Below are 22,784 nucleotides of genomic sequence, written 5' to 3'. Positions count from 1 at the left end.
GCCCACATCTTGCGAGCCTCGTCCGACACCGTCTGGGCGTGCATCTCGAAACGACCGGCCATCGCCCGCATCGCGTGTGGGTCGGTCATGAAACGTGTTGCCATGTTGCCTTTCTCCTTAATTCTGTAGTTGTCGAGATTTTGTTGTGATGGACATGAATGCTCGGATCAACCGCGAATCGTGCTGCGGCTGCCGAACGGAATGTCTAAGGTCGCTGCCTGTTGCTCCACTTGAGACCCGGGACGTGCCGGGCCTCAACCGGGCAAGCCGGTCTAACCGGCGGCGGCCGCGTTGGCGGCTTCGGTCAGCGCGTACGACCCCGAGCTGGTGCGCAGGGTCTGGACGAACGCCTCGTGGATCGCATTCGCCTGGGCGCTGACGGCCTGGTACATCTGTGCGTGTGCGGCGAACTGCGCCGCGGTGAGTGCCGAGACTTCGTCGGCAGCTGCCGGCACCACCCCGGTCGTCGGAGCCGCCGCAGCCGCGTTCTGAGCGCTGAGCGCAGACCCGATTCCCTGCAGGGTTCCGGCTGCCGAGGCCAGGGCCTCGGGCTGTGTCGTCACGAACGACATGTTGTTCCTCCTCCGTATTCCCCAACTCTCTGCATGAGAGTAGATGACCTTCTTCGATTAAGCCTGTTTCGCGGACCCTCCGTTCACAATTGTTCACGGAACGGTACGGCGAATTCACTTTCAGTAACGACACAGTAACAGCGTTCTGGCCTCTTTGGGGGCCCTGAGCAGCGAAATCACAGTACTGCCACAGGCAACCCCGCATTGTCGTCGAGTGTTGCTGGCAGGGGATTTGTTTCCTGCCGTGCTACCTGCGGCCCAGTAAAAATCTGCCGGCCGTTAATCGGCAGTCCATCTAGCAACGCCGCGAGGGGGCGCCGACCCCGGGCGTCGGGGCCGGTCGGCCCGGTGCCGGGCGTCGCTGCCTGGACAGATATCCACGCCGGGCCCCCGGGCCCGGCGTGCCAGCTACGCTGCGCGCACGGGCCTCGGTTTGCGGGGATCACGGGACGTCCGTTCGGGGTCGTGGGGTCGGGTTAGCCGCCGAAGGGTGGGCGGGCCATGACGGTGGGTTTGAAGCCGTAGCGGGGTCCCGACCCGGCGAAGCCGTGCGAGCCGCCCATGCCGGCCAGGGGCATGCCGCCGAGCAGGTTGCCCGAGCCGGCGGCCTCGGGTGCGGCGCTGATCGCGCTGACCGGCACGGCGGTGGCGTGACTGATCGCGGGGGCGGCACCGGACCACACGGCCGGCACCGACAACTTGCCGATCGAGGCCGCGTTGCCCAGCCCGGCGGCCACCGCGGGTGCGGTGTGCGCGACGCCGCCACCGAGCATGCCGCCCAAACCGGCCAGCCCCTTGGGCGCCGCCGACGCCGCGCTGGCCACCGCACCACCGATACCACCGGTGCTCTTGGCGATCTGCACACCGAAGTTACCCATACCAACACTGAAGTACGGCAAACCCTCGGTGTTATAAGCGAAACCGGCGAACGGGCTCAGGCCATTGACGAAGCTCGCGAAGCTGGTCGGCAACGTCGACTGCCCGGTCAACAGGAACCACGCCTCCGTGAGCGGATCAGTGGTGCTCCCGGGCGCCGCCAAGTTGGCCACCTTCGCGGACGTCTGTTCGATGGCGTCGGAGGTGGTGCGGGCGGCGTTGCCCGCGGAAGTGCCCGATGCCGAGCTGACGGCGCTGTCCTGCTTGGCCTGAGCGTCCGGGGTGGACACCTGGGGTGCTCCTTTGAACGGGGTCACCTTGGTCGCGGTCGAGGACTGCGCCGCGTAGCTGTACATCGTGCTGGCGTCCTGCGCCCACATCTGCGCGTACTGCGCCTCGAGCTGAGCGATCACGGAAGTGTTCTGCCCCAGCACGTTGGTCTGCAACGCCTGGGTCAGCAGTGCGCGGTTCTGCGCGATCAGCGGTGGCGGCACCACCGACGCGAATGCGTTCTCGAATGCCGCCGCGGCCGCGCTGAGCTGTGAGGCCGTGTGCTCGGCCTGGGTCGCGGTGGTTTGCATCCACGTCACATACGGGGACAGCGCCTGCACCGCGGCGGCCGAGGCCGGTCCCAGCCACTCCTCGCTGGCCAACTGGGTGACCACCGCGTCGTAGCCCGATGCTGCCGAATTAAGCTCGGCGGCAACGGAATTCCACGCCGACGCCGCCGTCGTCAACGACGTCGAACCGGCACCGGCGTACATGCGCCCCGAGTTGATCTCTGGAGGTAACGCCCCAAAGTCGATTGACATATTCGTGCCTCCTGGAAGTTATCGGATTATCAGCTCTGTTCATGGGAGTGGACGTCATCCCGCCGACGGTGGTCGGGCCAGGACGGCGCGCCGGAAGCCGTATTTGTGCGTGAAGCCGGCGGCGCCCCGCCGTCCCACCCCGCCGGTGGGCATGCCCTGCAGGATGCCGTTGTTGGTGGGTCCGGCCCCCGAACCGGCCACGTGGCTGACGGTCGTCGCGGCAATGGCGGGTTCCTGCGCGGCACCGGGGGCGCTGCCCCACGCCGACGGCACCGACAGCCCACCGATCTTGGTCGAGGACGCCAGACTCGCCCCGACCCCGCCTGGGTGTCCACCGCCCAGTGCCGCTAGCCCCGCGAATTGCGGGGTCGGATACCAGGCACCGGACGCCCCGGCGGTGGTCCCCGCCCCGAACGTCAGCTGCTGCTGAATCGAATAACCGAAACTCCCGATCCCCGTGCCGAAGTACGGGAACCCGGTCAGGTTCTTGAGGATGACGGTGTAGAAGCTGGGCGTGAGTCCCATCGGGTTGTCCGGCGTGGGGATGGTGAACCAGCCCGACCACCACGGCGGATCCGTCGTCGAGAGCGCGGAATTCGACCCCGCACCCGTCGAGAGTTGTTGCAGCGCTTGCGGAACCACGTCGGCCGAGGCCAGCTGCGAGGTGGTGCCGGCGGCGTTCTGCCCGGACTGTCCCGCCGGCTCGGCGACGGCCTTGGCCACCGCGAGCGCCTGGTTGGTCGTCCCGTCCGGCGTGGTGCTCTCGGGTGGCGACTCGAATGGTGACAACTGCGTCGCGGCCGCCGACGCCGCGGCATAGCCGTACATCGCCGCGGCGTCTTGGGCCCACATCTGTAGGTACTGGGCTTCGGTGGCCGCGATCGCCGGCGTGTTCTGACCGAAGAAGTTGGTAGCAACCAGCGTGGCCAACAACATTCGGTTGGCCGCGATTACCGGTGGGGGCACGATCATCGTGAACGCCGCCTCGAACGCGGCGGCTGCGGCACGGGACTGGGTGGCGGCCTGCTCGGCTTGGACTGCCGCCGCGCCGAGCCAGCTTACAAACGGCGCCGCCGCGGACACCATCGACGCCGCGGCGGGCCCGAGCCATGGCCCGCCGGTCAACTCGGCCACCACCGAGCCATAGCCGCTGGCGGCGGTGTCCAGTTCCGCGGCCAACCCGTCCCAGGCTGCCGCGGCGGCCATCAGCGGGCCCGAACCGGGGCCGCTATAGATCAGACCCGAGGTGATCTCCGGCGGTACGACACCGTAGTCCATGACCTAAGAAGCCCCCCGTACGAACCGCATGTGTTCCTCGCAAGTGGAATGTCGCCGACATGACCCGAAGCTCTCCGGGTGCGAGGCTAAAGCGGTCTGAACCGACGGCAAAGCCGCCTGCCGCGGCCGGGCGGGCGACGCGCGGCCGTTCGGGACCAAGTTATTGACAGATGTCGAAGATGCTCGGAATGCGGCGCCGGCCCGCGGATTGAGCAACCACCTGCGGGGATTTGCGAACAACGCCACCTGACGGAGTTTGCTATTCGCGAGCCCGCTCGTCAATTCGCAAGCACGAAAATACGCCGCCCCCGGATAAAAATCCGCGAGCGGCTAAATGCTCCACCGCCGGCGGCTAATCGGCCGCAAAACGATCACACCGAGCCAATCCGGTGACGGGTTTTGTATCGAAGCGTATTGAGCCACAAAACAGAACGCACGCACGACGGCATGCGCCGTCGTCCGTGCGTTCTGAACTCCGTGGGCTACCCGGCGAAGGGTGGGCGGGCCATGACGGTGGGTTTGAAGCCGTAGCGGGGTCCCGACCCGGCGAAGCCGTGCGAGCCGCCCATGCCGGCCAGGGGCATGCCGCCGAGCAGGTTGCCCGAGCCGGCGGCCTCGGGTGCGGCGCTGATCGCGCTGACCGGCACGGCGGTGGCGTGACTGATCGCGGGGGCGGCACCGGACCACACGGCCGGCACCGACAACTTGCCGATCGAGGCCGCGTTGCCCAGCCCGGCGGCCACCGCGGGTGCGGTGTGCGCGACGCCGCCACCGAGCATGCCGCCCAAACCGGCCAGCCCCTTGGGCGCCGCCGACGCCGCGCTGGCCACCGCACCACCGATACCACCGGTGCTCTTGGCGATCTGCACACCGAAGTTACCCATACCAACACTGAAGTACGGCAAACCCTCGGTGTTATAAGCGAAACCGGCGAACGGGCTCAGGCCATTGACGAAGCTCGCGAAGCTGGTCGGCAACGTCGACTGCCCGGTCAGCAAGAACCACATCTCGCTGAACGGGTCCGTCACCGTCGGAGTGGCCGCTGCATTTATCACGTTGGGTGTCTTCGTGATCGCACTGGCGGTGGTGCTGGCCGCGTTACCGGCGGCGGTGCCCGACGCCGAGCTGACCGCGCTGCCTTGTTGGGCCTGGCCGTCGGGATTGGTGACCGTGGGCGCCTCCGTGAACGGGGTCACCTTGGTCGCGGTCGAGGACTGCGCCGCGTAGCTGTACATGGTGGTGGCGTCCTGCGCCCACATCTGCCCGTACTGCGCCTCGAGCTGAGCGATCACGGAAGTGTTCTGCCCCAACACATTTGTCTGCAACGCCTGCATCAGCAGCGCGCGGTTCTGCGCGATCAGCGGCGGCGGCACCGTCCCCCTGAACGCACCCTCAAACGCGGCCGTGGCGGCGTCGAGCTGCGAGGCCGTGTGCTCGGCCTGGGTCGCGGTGGTCTTCATCCACGTCACATACGGGGTCAGCGCCTGCACCGCGGCGGCCGAGGCCGGCCCGAGCCATTCCTCGCTGGCCAACTGGGTGATGACGTTTTGGTAACCCATCGCGGCCGAGTTCAATTCGGCGGCAAGGGAACGCCAGGCCGACGCGGCCGTCGTCATCGACGTCGAACCGGCACCGGCATACATCCGAGCCGAGTTCACTTCCGGAGGTAACGCCCCAAAATCAATCATGGTGATCTCCTTAGCCCGCCGCGGCCGCGTTGGCCGCTTCTGTCAGTGCGTATGAACCGGAACTGGTGCGCAGCGTCTGAACGAATGCTTCGTGGATCGCATTTGCCTGGGCGCTGACGCTCTGATACATCTGCGCGTGGGCGGCGAATTGCGCGGCGGTGAGCGCGGACACCTCGTCGGCAGCGGCCGGCACGACCCCCGTCGTCGGGCCCGCGGCCGCGGCGCTCTGGGCGCTCAGCGCCGAACCGATCCCCTGCAACGTACCCGCCGCCGCCGCCAACGCTTCTGGCTGCGTTGTCACAAACGACATGTGATTCCTTTCTCGATAACCGTCCGGCACACACACCGGCGGGCTTTCTCAATAATGACGTTAATTCGGTCGCAGTTAGGCATGCCGCCTCCTCGCGAACTGTTCAGACCAGGACAACCTCTGTTCATCTTCCGGACACTATTTATTTGTTCGAGAAAACCGATTGTTCATGTCGTTATCCCGCGGACGGTGGGCGGACAAGAACATTTCGTTTGAAGCCGTATTTGTGCGTGAAGCCGGCCGCGCCGCGTCGTCCCATGCCATTCATCGGCATGCCCTGCAGAATGCCGTTGTTGGTAGGCCCCGCGGTCGCGTAGTTGACGGTCGTGGCGTGGATGGCCGGTTCCTCGACCACGGGCGGCGCCGCGCCGCTCCACGCCTGTGGCACCGACAACCCGCCCACCTTGATCGAGCTGGCGAAGTTGGCCGCCGCGATACCCCCCGGGTGGCCACCGCCGAGTGCCGCCAACCCGGCGAAATTCGGCGTCGGGTACCACGCACCGCTAGCACCGGCCGTCGCACCCTTACCGAACGTCAGCTGCTGCCCGATGCTGTAGCCGAAGTTGCCGATACCGACGCCGAAGTAAGCCTGCAGGGCCTGGCGCAAAGTGCTCCAGAAGCTGGTATTGAGCCCCATTGGGTTGCTCGGGGTGGGTATTCCCAGCCAACCCGCCCACCACGGCGGGTCTGTGGCCGCGGTGCTCGACGGATCGGCCGTCACCGACGACGACGTCGCGACCTGTTGCAACAGTTGCGGCACCGTGCTGTTGGAGGCCGTCTGCGTGGCGCTCATCGCCGTCTGCCCGGACTTACCCGCCGGCTCGGCGGCCGCCTTGCTCACGGCGAGCGCCTGGTTGTTCGTCCCGTCCGGGTTGGTGGTCTGCGGCGACGACGTGATCGGTGGCAGTTGCGTGTCGATCGCCGACGCCGCGGCGTAGCTGTACATAGCTGCGGCGTCCTGGGCCCACATCTCGAAGTATTGGGCTTCGGTCGCGGCGATGGCCGGCGTGTTCTGACCGAAGAAGTTCGTCGCCACCAGGGTCGCCAGCAGCATGCGGTTGGCGGCGATCACGGGCGGAGGCACCGTCATGCCGAACGCCGCCTCGAAAGCGGCCGCGGCCCCACGGGCCTGGATGGCGGTCTGCTCGGTATCAGCGGCCATGCCGCTGAGCCACGTCATATACGGCAAGACCGCCGCGATCATCCGCTGAGACGCGGGCCCGATCCACGGCCCGCTGGTCAGCTCCGTGATCACCGATCGGTACCCGCTGGCCGCCATCGCCAGCTCCGCCGACAGCGCGTCCCACCCCGCAGCCGCAGCCATCATCGGGCCCGATCCGGGACCCGTGTACATGCGACCGGAATTGATTTCGGGCGGTAACGCTCCGAAGTCCAACACCGTGTCCTCCTCCAAAGGCCGCAATTGATTTCGGCTATCGCATAAGAACGTCACGAACCTTGTTGGCTGCCTCGGCATTGCCCCCCGCGGGCCGATGACCGTCCGGACGTCAGTCGCATCCAGCCGTCGGCAACGCAGGCAGCGGGCAATGCGTCCGCGTCAGGTGAGTCCGTTCGCTGTCCCGGGAAACGTGTTCCACCACAATGTGTCCCAAACCGTGGCCCCGAACGGCCCATCCATCCCGCGTCGATTGCCCCCCGCTGTCAGCAACCGAGCGACAGCTCATTGGGCTGAACTGCCGCTCGTGGAGAACATTAATGGGTCCTAAGGGGCATCGCCGACCGGTGATGCCAACTATTCATGCCGAGCCAACCATTGTTCATTCCCGGCCAATCCATGTTCATCTGCTGCGTCCGGTTGTTCATCTTTGGTTCGCCCGGCGTTTCAACTCGGGGCGTACCGAGCGCTCAGTCCGTTGCTCGGTCTTCCTCTAAAATCAGCGCCATTTCCGGGCAGGACGCCACACCGTCGCGCGTCGCCTCGATCTCCTCGGGCGGCACGACGTGGTCCTCGAGCGTCGAATAGCCAGACTCGTCGATCGGGAACAAGTTCGGGTCGACGGCGTAACACTGAGCGTGCCCAACACATTTGGACTTCTCGAGACGAACCCTCACGGAGGTTCCCTCCCCCGAACGGCGGTGCTGAATCGGCCGGATCGGACTTGTTCGGATCAATAGGTACACAGACGGTGGCTAATTCTAGAAGATTTGTCGACTGCCCCGGCCGGGCAGTTCGGCGGCGGGCCAGCCGGATTGGAGCCGCCGCGAATGTCGTGGGATATTGATGTGCCACCACCTCCCGGTGACGGCACGGCTTACCAAATTCGAGACGACAAGCGGAGATCGAGCAGATGAGCACCCTGGGCGACTACGAGGCGGGTGACTTCTATCTACCGCGGCTCGACTACGTGAGTCTGCCCATGACCGAAGACCGCGGCGTCGGATGGAAGGTGCTGCGGGACGCGGGTCCGGTCGTGTTCATGAACGGCTTCTACTACCTGACCCGGCGCGAGGACGTGCTGGCGGCGTTGCGCAATCCCAAGGTTTTCTCGTCTCGCTTGGCGCTGCAGCCCCCGGGTTACCCGCTGCCGGTGGTGCCGTTGGCATTCGACCCGCCGGAGCACACCCGTTACCGCAAGATCTTGCAGCCATACTTCAGCCCACACGCGCTGAGCCAGTCCCGGCCGGTGCTGGAACGCCATGCCGCCGACATGATTGCCGCGTTCGCCGGTCGCGGCCACTGCGAAGCCATGGCGGAGTTCGCGCACCTGTACCCCTTCCAGGTGTTTCTCGACCTCTACGGCCTGCCGCTGGAAGACCGCGACATGCTGATCGGATGGAAAGACGCCGTCGTCGCCGACAAGCCGAATCTGAGCCAAGCGGATCTGGACAAGGGTATGGCGCTGCTGAACTACTTGAGCGAGGTGATCGCCCAGCGGCGGCAAAACCCGGGGTCGGACATGCTGTCCAAGGTCATGACCGGCGAGGGCGACTTCAGCGATCTCGAACTGCTCGGCATGAGCCACCTGCTGATCCTGGCCGGACTGGACACGGTGACCGCGGCCATCGGTTACGCGATCTACGAGTTGGCGCGCCGACCGGAGCTGCGTCGCATGCTTCGCGACAACCCCAGGCAGACCAGGGTTTTCATCGAAGAGATCGTCCGACTGGAACCGTCAGCCCCGGTTGCCCCCCGGGTGACGACCGAAATGGTCGAGATCGGCGGCATGACACTACCGGCGGGCACCCCGGTGCGGCTGTGCATGGCGGCGATCAACCGCGACGGCACCGACTCGGTGTCGACCGACGAGTTGGTGATGGACGGAAAGGTGCACCGGCACTGGGGGTTCGGCGGCGGCCCCCACCGCTGTTTGGGCTCTCATTTGGCGCGTATCGAGCTGACGGTGATCGTCTCGGAGTGGCTGAAACAGATCCCCGACTTCGAGGCGCCGGCCGACTACAAGCCTGAGATTCTATTTCCGTCAAAAACGTTCGCGCTCAAGGCTTTACCGCTGAGTTGGGCTTGACCGACTAGCCCGGTCAAGCCCAAGTCGCGACTGCGCTACTTGCGAATCTCGGTTGCCGCGACCTGGACGAAAACGCCGGTGTCCTCGGCCATCAGCAGACCTCGACCACGGGGCAGCGGGCCACCCTTCATCTTGCCTCGGATGAAGCCCTCGTCGGGGTCGGCGTCCATCACCAGCAGCGGCGTGTTCGCCTGGTGCAGGGCCCGCAGGATCGGGTCGCTGCCCGCCGACGACCAACCACCGAAGGTGCGGGTGACCAGGACGTGCAACCCGACGTCGGCGGCCCGCGTCACCCACGGGGCGATCTGCTGCAGGGGCGAGTCGAAGCCGGGCGGCAGCTGCTGGATGTCGTCGACGATCAGGAAGATCTCCGGACCGCTCCACCACGACCGCGACAGCAACTCCTCTGCGGACAGCCCGGGCGGCGGCTGGCGGGTGGCCAGCATGGCCGCCAACTCGCCCACCATGGCGTGCACGCCGTCCAGGTTGTAGGCGAATTTCTCCACATACTCGGTGCCCAGCGCGGTCAGCAGCTGACGGCGCGGGTCGATCAGCCACACCTGTGCCGACGGCTTGCCCTCGGGCGGTGTCGGTGCGGTGCTGGATCCGGGCGCGTACAGCCGCCCGATCTCGGACATGATCGTGGCCAGCGTCGTGGTGCGGCCGCACTCGCGTCGACCGGTCACCATCAGGTGGGCGTTCTCGTTGAAATTGAGGTACACCGGCGCCAAGTCCAATTCCGAGATGGCCCAAGCGATTCCGCCCACACCGACACCTTGGCGGTGGTCGCGGGCCGCCAGCTCGCGCACCTGCTCCACCCCGAACCGGGCCGGCAGCCGACGAACCGGGGGCGCCTGGCTGCTGGCCAGCCGGCTGACGGCCGCGATGACGCTGTCGGATTCGAAGATGTTGTCGGGGGTGCTGGCCAGCGCAGGCCGGGCCACCAACGTGTGCAGACCCGCCTGCGGGTCGCTGTCCAGTCGCACATAGTTGACCGCAACCATGCCGCGTCCCGGCTTGACCGGAACATCCTTGGCGAAGCGGGACCGCACCAGCTTGGCGTCTTCGACTGCGGCCAGGCGCAATTCGATGCGGGAACCGAACCCGCTGCGCACCGGCGGCCGCAGCTCCGATTCGCGGTCGGCCGTCACCACCACGTGCACCCCGAACGAGGGGCCCTGGTTGATGATCTGGTTGACCTGCTCGATCAACACCTCGTTCTCCTCGGCCAGCGCCCGGTAGTTGTCGATCACCAGGTAGACATCGCCGAAACCGTCGTTGGGCACCGGGCCGGCCTCGCCGCCGAACTTGCGGCGCCGGAACACGTCCATCGACGCGATGCCGTGCTCGAGGAAGCTGCGCTTGCGGTCGCGCACCAGCGCCAGCAGTTCGGCCACCGTCCGGCGGACACCGTACGGGTCGGTCGGACCCGCGACCTCACCGACGTGCGGCAGACGCGCGATCGTCGTCAACGCGGTGCTGCTATACGCCAGGCAGTAGAACTGCACCTGCTCGGGCGTGTGGGTCAGCGCCGCCGCGCAGATCAGCGTCTGCAGCGCCGTGGTCTTGCCGGCACCACCGGCGCCCAGGATCAACACGTTGGCGCCCGGCCCGGAGGTGTCGACCGTCCACGGCGGCTGGTCGTGCTTGAAGGGGCGGTCGATGATGCCGATCGGGAACACCAGATCCCGCGCGGTGCCGTAGTCCTGATGCCAGGGCCGGCCCAGGAACCTGTTGACCAGATCGTCGATCGCGACGGGCTGGGTCAGCGGCGGCTGCCACAACCGGTACGGCTCGAAGTCGATCTTGCGGAGCTGGTTGATGATCTCCGTGCCGACCTTGGGCGTCCGAATGCCCTCTTCGTCTTCCTCCTCGACCTCGACCGGCTCGACGTCGAGCAGCTCCCCGTTGCCGATGATGGCCTGCGGCTCGATCTCCGGGCCGCCGACGCTGACCTCGAGCGGCGTGAACGACGTGGTGAACAGCTGCGGGCGGATGTAGTCGATGCTGTGCACCAGCACCGGCGCCTCTTCGCCGTCGGCGTCGACGCCGCGGGCGTAGTAGTCGCGCCACAGGAACTCGGCCTGGAACCGGACGATGTCCTCCAGGCTCCGGCGGAAGTAGCCCAACCCGGCCTGGGCGGGCAGGTTGACGGCGTTGGGCACACCGGCGGCCTGCGCCGCGCCCGCGGTCCGGGCCTTGAGCACCAGGCGGTAACCCATGTTCTCCATGAGCTTTTCGGCGCGGCTCTCGATGGTCTGCGAGGCCATCATCAGGTGGATCCAGTACGCGCGGCCCTGCCGGCCGATCGAGTCGAGGACGTCGACCGCGGTCGGCATGATGCGGAACCATTCGTAGAACTCGTCGATGACGACCACGAGCATCGGCAGCGGCGGCATGTCCTGGCCGCGGGCCCGCATCCGGGCCCGCACCGAGTTGTATTCCTTGGCGTCGTCGACACCGGCGTTGTCGCACACGGCCTTGCGGCGGGCGATCTCGCCCCACAGCGCGTCCAGGAACCGTTCCATCAGCGCCTGGTCTTCTTCGAGGTCGGTGATGATGCGGGAGACGTGCGGCACGCCGGCGAACGGCTTCACGGCCGAGCCACCCTTGAGGTCGGCCAGGACGAACTGCAACTCCTCGGGCGGATGGGCGAGCATCAGCGACTCGATCACGGTGCGCACCAGCGTCGACTTGCCGGAACCGGTCGTTCCGGACATGACACCGTGCGGCCCGTCGCCGCCCTCGTCCAGCGACTTCATGTCCAGGAACAGCAATTCGCCATTGTCGGACCGGTTGCCGAACGGCACCCGCAACCGGGAGCGGCCCATCGTGTCGGTGCGCGCGCCCCACAGCGAATCGAAGTCGATGTTGCCTGGGTCGTCAATTCCGTAGTAGGACAAGATGTCTCGGGCGCCGATGTGGGCGACTCGCTGGCCGATCTCCTCGTAGGCCTCCGCGAGGCGCCAGTGCGCCAGCTTCTGGGCGAATTCCTCGGCCTCGATGGCGCTGAGCTGGTCGGTGAGCGCGAAGAACCACGGCTTGTCGTCGATCACCATCCAGGTGTCGCGGTCGCGGGGCAGCGCCTCGATCACGCCCTTGTCGTCGAACCGCAGCGTCCGTTCCGGCACCGACGTCCACATCGGGGCGCCGGTCAGGTCGAAGAACGTCACGCCGTCGACCCCTTCGGCGCTGATCACGTACTCCCATTGCGGGTCGACGACGTCGGCGATGATCACGGTGTGCGGTGTCGGGGTCTGCGCCGACGAGCTGGCGTGCCGGGGCGTGAAAGATCCCCGCCCGGCGAACAATTCGGCCTGCTCGGCGGCGAATTCGCGGACCGAGCTGTAGACCATCCGCGCGTTGCCTGCCGCGTCCTGGCGGCGAGAGTCACCGAAGTGCGGAAGCCACTTGACCCAGTCCCATTCGTCCAGGTCCGAACTGACGACGACCATCTGCACGTGGTCGGGGCCGTGCGAGAAGGCCAGCTGGCAGACGATCGCCCGCATCAGCCCCAGGACCTGCGGGCGGTCTCCGACCAGGGCGTACCAGGGCTCGACGAGCAGCGAGACCATCTTGGGCAGGTTGTAGACGACGCTTTGGTAGCGACCGAATTCCTGCAGCGCCTTACCGGTCACCGGTTCCAGCTCGATGTCGGTCGGCATGTTCTGGGGCTCACCCCAGGTCACCTCGGGCCGCGTCATGCCCACGCCGACGCGCACGACACCGAAGTTCAGATCCTTGCCGTCGGGCTTGCGCTCCCACATTCGCGGCGATCCCACCGCGGCGCTCAGGGTGTCCGGCGCCGGGTGGAACCAGCGGTAGTTGGCGTCCATGCTGTCGGCCGACTCGTGGGCGGTCTCCCGCAGCATGTCCAGCATCAGCATGAACTGGGCGCGCATCGAGTCGAGCTTGGGACGGCTCATCTGCTGCTGACCGCCGAACCGGCCGCCGAACATCATCATCGCGACGCCGCCGATCATGAAGATCGGGAAGATCGCGCCGGCGCCCCCGAACACATGCGAGCCGCTGGCGAACGTCATGGCGATCATGCCGATCAGCAGGCCGACAACCAGCACGCCGACCACGACCATCCACCACGGCTTGCCCTCCGGTGGCGGAATGCTCAGCGGTGTCGGCAGGACGATGTTTTCCGGCTTGATGACCGGAGGCTTCTCCGGTTGCGGCCGGGCAAATCCACGCTTCACTTCGGTACCACCAACTCTGCAGGGGATGTATCCATCGGGAGGGTGTCGTGCTGCACCAACGCATCGGCCCTGGACAACGTCGGGCCCTGCGGTAGCAGTCGGAGGGCCACCCACGGCGCCAGGCTCGGCGTGGTTTGCAGACCCAAAGCCTCGCGCACGTCACGGGTATCGTCGACGCCGAATCGGGCACCGGCATCGGTCAACCACCATATCGATTCGGTGGTCTTGGCGCCGGGATCGTTACCGGTGACCGCCACGAAGTTGGCGAAGTTGGGTCCGAAATACACCTGGTCGGCGGTGCGGCCGGTGGTGTCTGACTTCACCAGGGAGACAACCTTTTTCGTCTCCGGCTGGGAGACCGGGATGGTCGGGCCGGACACCACCTGGATGCGCGCCCGGTTCTCACCGCTGGTCTTTTGCCACCACCAGCAGGTCGACGGGTTCTCCCGCAGGTCGGTGACGTTCAACGGGTTGTCGGGGTAGGACGACAGATCCAGCTTGTTGACCACCGGCATCTTCGCCAGCGCAGCCGGCTCCACCGTCACCGGCTTGCTGTTGTTCGCGCCGCCGGCGTTCTGCATGACCTGGGCTACCAGCGGCGGCAGGGTCTGCACCCCGTCGGCCAGCACCAGCGAATACTGTTGCGGCCCACTGATTTGGGGCGTGACGAGGATCGTCCCGATCGGGCCCGGCGCGCCGGGGAAGGTCGCCGGGGCGCCCGCGTTCTGCACCTCCGGCACGGTCAGCTCCGGGCCGACCGGCAATGCGTCGAACAACGCGCGGCTCATCGGCTTGGCCATGCTGATCTGTTCGGGGGTCAACCCGAGCGGCAACAACACCGAGCGGTTGGCCGCGTCGATGCGCGACCGGCGCCCCTCCCGGATGACCCAGGTGTCGCCGCTGTAGCTCAACACCACGGCATCCGAACCGTTGAGTACCCGGCGACGATTGTTGAGGTCGGGCGTCCCGTCGATCACCGTGACCGTCACACCCGAGGGCGAGCCGACGCCGGTCGAGCCGGCCACCGTGTCACAGATCAGCCAGGACGACGACGTCGGAGTCTTCGGTCCGAACGTCGATGGCGCGCCGGGGATACCCACCATGGGACCGCGCGGAATGTTGGCGATCTGGCTGGATCGAACCAGGTGCGGGTTGTCCGGCCGTCCCGTGATCAACCGGGCCGATGCCAGGTTCAGCGCCGGGTAGAGCTTGTCGCCGACGCGGACATACAGCGCCCCCGAGTCACGGTCGGCGATGATCGGCGAGTCGCCGACCTGTCCGGCCGGACTGATGAACGAGTACAGCAACGCACCCAGGCAGATCACCACCGCCGCGGACACCGACGCCACGATGGCCAGCGTCTGGCGCCGACCCGGCTCGACCTCCATGCGCACCCGCCACCGGGTCAGCGCCATGGACGTCCGGCGAGCGAGGAATTGATAGCCGGTCACCTGCGTGCGCGTCGATAACCCGAGGCCGTACCCCGAGCCGCGCTGCCCGCGACTGTCTTCCGCCACTAATTCACCATCCGGTCTGCTAGAACGGCTGGACACCGTCCAGCGCGCGAATCACATCGATAACGGTAAGCCACGCGCAATGACCTCGCCATGTAGCGCAATGTGGCGTTCACTCTCAAGCCTTGTCATGTCCATCGATCCGGTCGCCCGCATCCTGGCGACCGCGGCCGCCGCCGTTCTGGCAAGCGCCACTGAGCTGGCGATTTCCCACTCCCCGCGGAATCCCCCGGCCCACATGATTCGGATGCCCACTCGGATCGTAGCGGCGGACGGCCACCTCGTCTTGTCGAGTTGTCCGTTCGAGCGGGCGTCCCGGCCGCCCGGTGTGATCCGCGGAGCCACGCGGCGGCCAGCAAAATCGTCGGACTCCCCCGCGTCGTGCCGCGGCGGGTTTGGCAGCAAGATGACAGCATGACTGAGCTGGCGCCCTCGTTGGTCGAACTTGCCGGGCGATTCGGCATTGCCACCCGGTTCGAGGACTGGACGGGGCGTCAGGTGCAGATCCCGGAAAGCACGCTGGTGGCCGTGCTCGGCGCGCTCGGCGTGGCCGCCGGTACGGAGCAGGAACGCAACGAGGCGCTGGCGGCGCAACAGCGCGCTTATTGGGCGCGCCAGCTGCCGGCGACCATCGTCGCGCGCACCGGCACGCCGACCCGGTTCTGGGTGCACGTCACACACGGGGATCCCGCCGAGGTGCTGCTGCGGCTCGAGGACGGCACGGTGCACGGCGGCGTGCAGCAGATCGACAACTTCACTCCGCCGTTTAACCTGGACGGGCGGTGGGTCGGCGAGGCCAGCTTTTTGCTTCCGACCGACCTGCCGTTGGGCTATCACCGCCTGCATCTGCGGTCCGGGGGCACCGAGACCAGCGCCGCCCTGATCGTGACGCCGGACTGGCTCGGTCTGCCCGAGCGGCTGGGCGCGCGGCGAGCCTGGGGCCTGGCCGCTCAGCTCTACAGCGTGCGATCCGAGCAATCCTGGGGCGTCGGGGATCTCACCGATTTGACCGACTTGGCGGTGTGGTCCGCCTCCCGGCACGGCGCCGGCTACCTGCTGGTGAACCCGCTGCACGCGGCCCAGTTTTCCGGTCCCACCGCGCGGATGGAGCCGTCACCGTATCTGCCGACGTCGCGGCGCTTCTTCAACCCGCTCTACCTTCGCGTCGAAGCAATCCCCGAGTACGCCAACCTGTCCAAGCGCGGCCGGTTGCGCCGACTCCGGGAGCACGTCCAGCAGCATGCCGACCGTGTCGATGCCATCGACCGGGACACCGCCTGGGCGGCCAAGCGGGAGGCGCTGCGGGTGCTCTACCGGACCCCAAGGTCGGCCGGGCGGGAGCTGGCCTACGCCGCCTTCCGCGAGCGGGAAGGCCAAGCCCTCGACGACTTCGCGGTGTGGTGCGCGCTGTCCGAAAAGTACGGCGGCGACTGGCGTTGTTGGCCGGACTTCCTGCGCCACCCCACGTCCATCGGCGTGGCCAGGTTCGCCGCGAAGCATGCGGAGGCGGTCGACTTCCACCGCTGGCTGCAGTGGCAGCTCGACGAACAACTGGCGGCGGCCCAGTCGCAGGCGGTGCGCGCCGGGATGGCGCTGGGCATCATGCATGACCTGGCCGTCGGTGTGCATCCGTGCGGGGCCGACGCCTGGGCCCTGCAGGACGTGCTGGCACTGGGCGTGACCGCGGGCGCGCCGCCCGACGAGTTCAACCAGCGCGGCCAGGATTGGTCGCAGCCGCCGTGGCGGCCGGACCGGCTCGACGAGCACGAGTACCGGCCGTTTCGGGCGCTGATCCGGGCGGTGCTGCGCCATGCCGGCGGCGTGCGCATCGACCACATCATCGGGCTGTTTCGGCTGTGGTGGATCCCCGAGGGGGCCCCGCCCACCGAGGGCACCTACGTGCGCTACGACCACGAGGCGATGATCGGCATCGTGGCGCTTGAAGCACACCGCGCCGGGGCATTGGTGGTCGGTGAGGACCTCGGCACCGTGGAGCCGTGGGTGCGCGATTACCTCTTACTCCGCGGCGTGCTGGGCACCTCGATCCTGTGGTTCGAGCTGGACCGAGAGGGAAACGGTGGGCCCCTGCCCGCCGAACGCTGGCGCGAGTACTGCCTGTCCTCGGTGACCACCCACGATCTGCCGCCCACCGCCGGTTACCTCGCCGGCGACCACGTCCGGTTGCGCGAGTCGCTGGGGCTGTTGACCCGGCCGGTCGCCGAGGAGCTCGAATCCGACCGGGCCGAGCTGGCGGCTTGGCTGGCCGAGCTGCGGCGGGTAGGTCTGTTGGGCGCCGACGAAGATCCGGAGCGCGTTATCGTCGCGCTTTACCGGTACCTGGGCAGGACGCCGTCACGCCTGCTGGGGGTGGCGCTCACCGATGCGGTCGGCGATCGGCGGACGCAAAATCAGCCCGGCACCACCGACGAATATCCGAACTGGCGCGTCCCGCTGACCGGTCCGGATGGCCGCCCGGTCAAGCTCGAGGACGTGTTCACCGATCGCCGGGCCGCCGTCCTGGCCGAGGCCGTCCGCACCACGCTCGCGCCACCGACCATCTAGCCATGACCGTTCCCGCCCAGGACCGGGCCGCCCTCACCGATTTGGTGCACCGATATGCCGCAGGTGTAGATGACCGCCAATTCGACGCTGTGGCAGCCCTTTTCACCGACGACGCCGAACTGATCGTGCCGGCGCCGCCGGATATCCTGACCCCCGTCCGGGCACACCGTGGCCGGCCGGCCATCGCGACGGCGCTGGCGGCGGTCGCCGCGGTCACCCGCACCGAGCACGCGATCGTCGGCGAAGTGTACGACGCGGGGCCGCCGCTGTCCGACACGCTGTACGGGCGGGTCGCATGCGTTGCCCATCACTGGACACAGGGCGCCGATGGCGCGCTCGACGTGGCCTGGCATCTGCGCTACGACGACGAGTACGCCTCGACCGCCGACGGATGGCGGATCCGCCGGCGCGCGTTGACCGTCCACGCCATCGAAACGCGGCGCGTGCGCCGGTTGTTGCCGCCCGACCGGGGCTGAGCGCGCACCCGCACACGGCGTGCTGCCGCGCCGAATCGTTTGGCCAGGCCGTCTTTCGGGTAGCTACCGGAAAGGATCTAGCACGGGCGAACGCACGCAAAGCTATGGAGGCGCTGATGAAGCACAACAGCCGCAACCCGGTCGGCGATGGCGTGAGCACCCGGTACGATGGGCCCCCGCAGGACTCGGTGCGCGCCCCGGGACTTCTCGTGGTGGGGGCCGCCGTCGTCGCGCTGGCCGTGTGCATTACCAACTTCGCCCTCGGCCAGGTCGGCGCCGGGGTGACCGCCGCGATCATCGGATTGATGGCGTTGGGCGCCGGCCTGGACTGGCTGGGTATGGACCGCAGGCGAATCCGCCAGGCGGAACGCGACTGGTTCGCCAGTCATCCCGGCCGCTGAGGGCGCTGACCGGACTGCCGTCCGTCAGTGCAGGGCGGCCAGGTTTTCCACCGACTTGCGCACATCGGAACGCAGGACGCGGGCCACGACCTTGCCGACCGGCCCGCTGAGCACCCCGCCCCTGATGTCGGCGTTGAGGTGAAATATCGAACCCGGATGCGTGTCCGTGACGTCCATGGCCACGGTGAGTCGGATCCCGCCGCGGCCACGGCCTTGCAGCTCAATCGATTTGGGTTCGTCGTAGCGGGTGACCGTCCAGTGCACCACGTTGCGGAAGCCCTTCACCTTGATGCACGACGAGATTTTGGTGCCTTGCTCGATCGTGGCGGGCACCTCGCCGCGCCAACCACCGAAGATCGTCATCCACTCGTCGAAGCGGCCTAGGTCGGATGCCAGCTTCCACGCGGCGGCGGGGTTCAGGTCGGACGAGGTCGAAACGTCTACTTGTGCCAAGGCTGGTCGCTCCTCGTGGGAAGGGGGCCGGGTGCGTGGCCGTTCGGCCCCGCATACCCACGCCGGTGGAACCGGTAAACGCTCCGGCCGCCTAGGGCCACGCCTCGTTCAACTTTTCGGCCACGTCGATGACCTGCGCGGCCTGGGATTGCGGCGCATCGATCTCCTCGGCGACGTATTGGGCGATGAATCGGCGGATCTCCCCGTCGACACCGGCCAGGATTCGCAAGATCTCGCCGCGGAACGACTTCGACGACACGTTGACCGTGATGTCGGAGGGCCGCGGCTTGGCGACGTCGACGATCAGCACCAGAGGCTCGGCGGCCCGCGCCGTCGCGCGCAAGGCGATGTCGCCGGAAACCTGGAATCGCTGCTTGTCCAGCCGCAGGTCCAGTAGCAGGTCGATGGATAGCGGTATGTGGATGACGAAGGTGATGCTGTCGCCCAGCCGTCGGGTCACGCGTGGGTCGTGAATCCTGACGTTCGCGCTCACCTTGGCGATTCCGCCCGGCCCCTGCGAAATCGGTTCCATGGCGAACTCGTTGCCGGCGATTTCGGCGAACGCCGCGGCGACCCGCTCCGGGGTGACCGCAACCTCGAAGAACCTGCGTCCGAACTCTTCGTAGGTCAGGTAGTCGTAGTTCTGCATAGGCTTATACCGTCTCACGCTCGCTGCCGGATATTTCGCTGATCCGTCCGCGTCGCAGCAATTTGGCACCGGCTCGTCCGGCCGATGGTTGCTGGCAGTTGTGAATAAGACCACATGCCGCCGCCTCGATTCGGTGTGTCGGGCGGCGAGCTGGGAGGCTGGTTGCCCGGGGAGGTGTGGATTTCGATGGGCGCCCATGAGGTAACTGAGCAGCGCTCCGCCGTCTCCCGGGTCGAGGGAGTTCTCACCTGGCTGGGCGGCGGACACTGGCGCGACCTGAGTGAGCGTCACGAGCGGTCGACCCATGCCGTCGCGGGCGCCGTGGTGGTGTTGGGCGCGGGTCTGGCTTGGGCTGTCGCCGCGTTGGCCGTGTCGGCCTCGACCCATTGGCCACCGGCCGCGATCGTCGCCGGCACGTTGGGGGTTGGACTGCTGGTCGGGGCGGTGACCCGGGGCATCGCGAGCGGGCCGCACCGCGGCCGGGCCGGCATCGCGGGACGCGCGCTCGTCGCGGTGGCCGTCGGCGTCGTGGTCGGTGAGCTTGCCGCGCTCACGGTGTTCTCCCGGTCGATCGACCATCATCTCGACGAACGCGCGCTGCGCACCGCGGACACCGTGCCGGCGGTCGCGCAGTCCTCGAGCGCCCTGCAACAGGCCCGCAATGCTCGCGGCGCGCTCGACGACGCCGTCGCGCAGGCCCGCACCCGTCAGGACAATGCATTGGTCGTCGCCCGCTGCGAATACCACCCCAGCCCGCAGTGCCCACAGACGCGGATCACCGGCGACCCCGGCACCGGACCCGAAACCCGAACTGCCAACGAGCTTCTCGCCGATGCGCAACGTGAGCTCGATGCGGCCTTGACGGCTCGCGATCGGCAGGCCCCGGAATTGGATGCCACGATTTCGCGTCGGGAGCAGGCCGTGGCCGAGGCCCGGCAACGAGTGCTCGCCGACGCGCACCCCGACGGCCTGGGCGCACGCTGGATCGCGATGAACGATCTGACCGTCGCCGGCACCGGCGCGCTGATCCTGCGACTGGCGACGGTCGCCTTCTTCGTGTTGGTGTACCTGCTGCCGCTGATCCTGCGCGCGTGGCGGGGCGAGACTACCCACGACCGGCACGCGAGCGCCCGGGCCGAGCGCGAGCGCGCCGAGCTCGACGCCGACACCGCGATCGCGATCAAACGGGCCGAAGTTCGTCGCGAGGCCGAGATCCTATGGGCCGAGCACCAACTCACGCAGGCGCGGCTGGCCATCCAGGCGCAGACCGAGATCGACCGCGAGCAGCAGCGTCGGCGGGTGGCCGAAGCGATCGAGGGGCCCACGTCGTCGCGCAATGCCGTAGCGCCGGCCACCGGCGAGGTCGACGAGCAGATGTATCTCCCGATCGCTGCCGAGGCCGAGGCTGCCAGCCGGACCATGGCCGCATTGCCCTGTAGCGCAGGACAATCCGATGTACTACCGCCGCCGCAGAACCTGCCGGCACAGATCGAGCCGAGCGATGAGGCGGCCCCCGCGGTCGGGCGTGGGGCGCCGCTGATCCCCTCGCTTCCCGACGCGACCCGGGCCGCGGCGCGCTGGATTCGCCCGCTGGTGCCGCCCATTGTCGCGCGGGTAATTGACAACACCGCCACACCGCTGCGCACCGCGCGCCAGGTGTTCGAAGAGGTGGAAGAGATCACGTTCGCGCTTAAGCGCAGTCGGAAGGTGACGTTCCACGCGGAAAGTTCGGAGGGCGACGAGCAGCCGCACAGCTCGGCCCCAACGGCCGGGCCGGCCACGCCGGCGCCCGGGTATCCGGTCGATCAGGTCGGCGGGCACGAGCAGCGCTCCGCGGTACGACTGTCCGCCGGCGGCGGCGAGGACCGGTCCCTGGACGCTGCCACAGCAGAACGCCCGCGCCAGTTGCCGCACCGGGACGGCCCGCCCGAACTGGGTGCGCCCCAGGGGCCGCGCCAGCTGCCGCCCGGGAACTAGTCCCGGCCGTCAGCGCACGGCCAGGTCGAGCCGCCGCAGTCGGCGCACCAACAGGCTGGGCAGCCAGGGCCCGACGCCGCACGGTTCGATTCGCGTGGTGCGGTCGAGCAATAGGCGTAGCACGATCGTGGTCTCCAGGCGCGCCAGCGCGGCACCGACACAGAAGTGCGCGCCCTTGCCGAAGCTGATGTGCCCCTTGGCTTCCGCGCGGTCGAGCAGAAACTCTCCGGGCCGCTCGAAATGTGTGGGATCGCGATTGGCGGCGCCCCAGAGCAGCAGGAGACGCGAGCCCGCGGGCAGGTCGACTCCAGCCAGAGTGGTGTCGTGTCGCACGTGTCGGTAGTGGCCGCGGAACGGCGGCTCGAACCGCAATGTCTCTTCGATGAACGCCGGTAATAGCGTTGGGTTTTCACGAACCTGCTGCTGAATGTGGGGTTGCTGCGCCAGTATCCAGGCCGCGCTGCCCAGCAGCGACGCCGTCGACTCTCCCCCGGCCGCGAACAAGATCAGCATGATGGCCTGAGCGGTGAACGCATCCACTTCACCCGCGGCGCAGGCCGTTGCGAGCTCGCCCAGCAGATCGTCGCGCGGATCGGCTGCTGCACGGTCGAATTGGGCGTTGATGTAGCCGCTGAGCTCCAGCACGGCGGCGCCCGCGCTGGCCAGTTGATCCTCATCGATCAGCCCCTCGAGCATCTGGGTGGCCGCGTATCCCCAGCGCATCAATTGGGCGGTGTCGCCGACCGGGACCCCAATCAGTTCGGCCACCACCATCATCGGCAGCCGGTTGGCCATCGCGTCCATCCATTCGGTGTGCCCGTCGCACAGCCCGTCGTTCCACAGGCGATCCGCCGTGTCGGCGGCGAACTGCTCGATCGCGCGGATCCGCCGCGCGGCCAGATGGCGGACCAGCAGCTTGCGGTGCACGGCGTGGGCGGGATCGTCGGCGGTCGCCAGGACGTGTGTCGGACCGTTCAGTGCGTCCATCTCGAAGGCCTTGACGCCGCCGTCCGCGGTGTAGGTCATGGTGGCGGTGAGGTTCGACGAGAAGTCTGCGGGCCGGCCGATGACGTCGTTGACGGCGTCCCACCCGCACACGGCGTAGAACTGGGAGTCGGCGATCCGGTGGACTTGCCCGGCAGCACGCATGCGCTCATAGAGCGGGTAGGGATCTTGCAGGGCGTCGGCGCCGAAGAATGCGCCCGCCTGAGTCACCACCTGTACCGAGCTCACCACTTCAGCCTCGGAACGCGACAATCCCCCGTCAACACCGGTCCGCAAAGTTGACATAGGCCGACCATCGGCCCCGTGCCTAGCTGTTGCGGGTCATGAGGTTGTAGACGCCGACACGGGTTGAGGTGTTCGGGGGACGGGTTCTTCAGCGGCAGGATGAGAAATCGCCAAACCCCTCGTCCTGACTACCGAAGGAACCCGTCCGTGACCCACGGTAATGCCCCGTTGTCCGTTGAAGGCCGTCGTCGACTCGTGGCCCGTTGCGCTGATCGTCCGATCGCTCACGTGGC

The 22,784-nt window shown here is 67.6% G+C and carries 17 protein-coding genes and 1 pseudogene; 5 read left to right on the top strand and 13 right to left on the bottom strand.

All coding sequences use genetic code 11. The annotated features are described in order from the left end of the window. The 8 genes and pseudogenes from AWC25_RS17690 to AWC25_RS17655 form a co-directional block, all read right to left on the bottom strand. Positions 1-104: pseudogene (locus tag AWC25_RS17690) on the bottom strand (WXG100 family type VII secretion target); the annotation flags it as partial. Positions 105-272: 168 nt separating this feature from the next. Then, entirely contained in the window at positions 273-572 is a 300-nt protein-coding gene (locus AWC25_RS17685; protein WP_069401753.1) for a PE family protein, read from the bottom strand. A gap of 476 nt (positions 573-1,048) precedes the next feature. Further along, complete coding sequence (locus AWC25_RS17680) at positions 1,049-2,260, bottom strand: PPE family protein (RefSeq protein WP_085167186.1); 1,212 nt, start codon at positions 2,258-2,260, stop codon at positions 1,049-1,051. Between the two features lie 54 nt (positions 2,261-2,314). Then, a complete protein-coding gene (locus tag AWC25_RS17675) occupies positions 2,315-3,538 on the bottom strand; it encodes a PPE family protein (RefSeq protein WP_069401751.1) in 1,224 nt (407 codons plus the stop codon). A 482-nt stretch (positions 3,539-4,020) separates the two neighbouring features. Next, a complete protein-coding gene (locus AWC25_RS17670) occupies positions 4,021-5,226 on the bottom strand; it encodes a PPE family protein (protein ID WP_069401750.1) in 1,206 nt (401 codons plus the stop codon). Positions 5,227-5,236: 10 nt separating this feature from the next. Beyond that, positions 5,237-5,536 (bottom strand): PE family protein, encoded by a 300-nt coding sequence (locus tag AWC25_RS17665; RefSeq protein WP_069401749.1) that lies wholly within the window; start codon positions 5,534-5,536, stop codon positions 5,237-5,239. Between the two features lie 175 nt (positions 5,537-5,711). Beyond that, the gene (locus AWC25_RS17660) at positions 5,712-6,935 is read right to left on the bottom strand and encodes a PPE family protein (RefSeq protein WP_069401764.1); all 1,224 of its coding nucleotides are present in this window, start codon (positions 6,933-6,935) and stop codon (positions 5,712-5,714) included. Between the two features lie 467 nt (positions 6,936-7,402). Beyond that, a complete protein-coding gene (locus AWC25_RS17655) occupies positions 7,403-7,609 on the bottom strand; it encodes a ferredoxin (protein WP_069401763.1) in 207 nt (68 codons plus the stop codon). A 236-nt stretch (positions 7,610-7,845) separates the two neighbouring features. Between AWC25_RS17655 and AWC25_RS17650 the strand changes: the two genes are divergently transcribed. Further along, positions 7,846-9,021: a cytochrome P450 gene (locus tag AWC25_RS17650; RefSeq protein ID WP_069401748.1), complete on the top strand. Its 1,176-nt coding sequence runs from the start codon at positions 7,846-7,848 to the stop codon at positions 9,019-9,021. 35 nt (positions 9,022-9,056) lie between these two features. Here the strand turns inward: AWC25_RS17650 and eccCa are convergent, their stop codons facing one another. Further along, positions 9,057-13,229 carry a type VII secretion protein EccCa gene (eccCa, locus tag AWC25_RS17645; protein ID WP_069401747.1) on the bottom strand — a complete coding sequence of 1,391 codons (4,173 nt, stop codon included), beginning with the start codon at positions 13,227-13,229 and terminating at the stop codon, positions 9,057-9,059. Further along, positions 13,226-14,746, bottom strand: coding sequence for a type VII secretion protein EccB (gene eccB / locus AWC25_RS17640; protein WP_069401746.1), 1,521 nt, complete (start codon positions 14,744-14,746; stop codon positions 13,226-13,228). Before eccB ends, eccCa begins: the two co-directional genes overlap by 4 nt. Before the next feature lie 411 nt (positions 14,747-15,157). On the opposite strand from eccB, the gene malQ reads away from it, so the two are divergent. The 3 genes from malQ to AWC25_RS17620 all read left to right on the top strand — a co-directional run bounded on the left by malQ (position 15,158) and on the right by AWC25_RS17620 (position 18,182). Next, positions 15,158-17,305 (top strand): 4-alpha-glucanotransferase, encoded by a 2,148-nt coding sequence (gene malQ, locus AWC25_RS17630; RefSeq protein WP_085167188.1) that lies wholly within the window; start codon positions 15,158-15,160, stop codon positions 17,303-17,305. Positions 17,306-17,307: 2 nt separating this feature from the next. Beyond that, complete coding sequence (locus tag AWC25_RS17625; RefSeq protein WP_085167185.1) at positions 17,308-17,781, top strand: nuclear transport factor 2 family protein; 474 nt, start codon at positions 17,308-17,310, stop codon at positions 17,779-17,781. A 116-nt stretch (positions 17,782-17,897) separates the two neighbouring features. Beyond that, entirely contained in the window at positions 17,898-18,182 is a 285-nt protein-coding gene (locus AWC25_RS17620) for a hypothetical protein (protein WP_069401761.1), read from the top strand. Between the two features lie 24 nt (positions 18,183-18,206). Here the strand turns inward: AWC25_RS17620 and AWC25_RS17615 are convergent, their stop codons facing one another. Together AWC25_RS17615 and AWC25_RS17610 are read right to left on the bottom strand one after the other, a co-directional pair. After that, entirely contained in the window at positions 18,207-18,635 is a 429-nt protein-coding gene (locus AWC25_RS17615; RefSeq protein WP_084229466.1) for a type II toxin-antitoxin system Rv0910 family toxin, read from the bottom strand. A gap of 91 nt (positions 18,636-18,726) precedes the next feature. After that, a complete protein-coding gene (locus tag AWC25_RS17610) occupies positions 18,727-19,284 on the bottom strand; it encodes a hypothetical protein (RefSeq protein ID WP_069401743.1) in 558 nt (185 codons plus the stop codon). Between the two features lie 186 nt (positions 19,285-19,470). Here AWC25_RS17610 and AWC25_RS17605 point away from each other — a divergent pair, with 186 nt between their 5' ends. Further along, the gene (locus tag AWC25_RS17605; protein ID WP_085167187.1) at positions 19,471-21,261 is read left to right on the top strand and encodes a DUF4407 domain-containing protein; all 1,791 of its coding nucleotides are present in this window, start codon (positions 19,471-19,473) and stop codon (positions 21,259-21,261) included. A 9-nt stretch (positions 21,262-21,270) separates the two neighbouring features. On the opposite strand, the gene AWC25_RS17600 is transcribed toward AWC25_RS17605, so the two are convergent. After that, positions 21,271-22,497: a cytochrome P450 gene (locus AWC25_RS17600; RefSeq protein WP_372513460.1), complete on the bottom strand. Its 1,227-nt coding sequence runs from the start codon at positions 22,495-22,497 to the stop codon at positions 21,271-21,273. Positions 22,498-22,784 lie beyond the last annotated feature (287 nt).

Origin of the sequence: Mycobacterium sherrisii, from assembly GCF_002102355.1 — a bacterium.
GTDB lineage: Bacteria > Actinomycetota > Actinomycetes > Mycobacteriales > Mycobacteriaceae > Mycobacterium > Mycobacterium sherrisii.
This window is presented reverse-complemented; position numbering and strand designations above follow the sequence as displayed.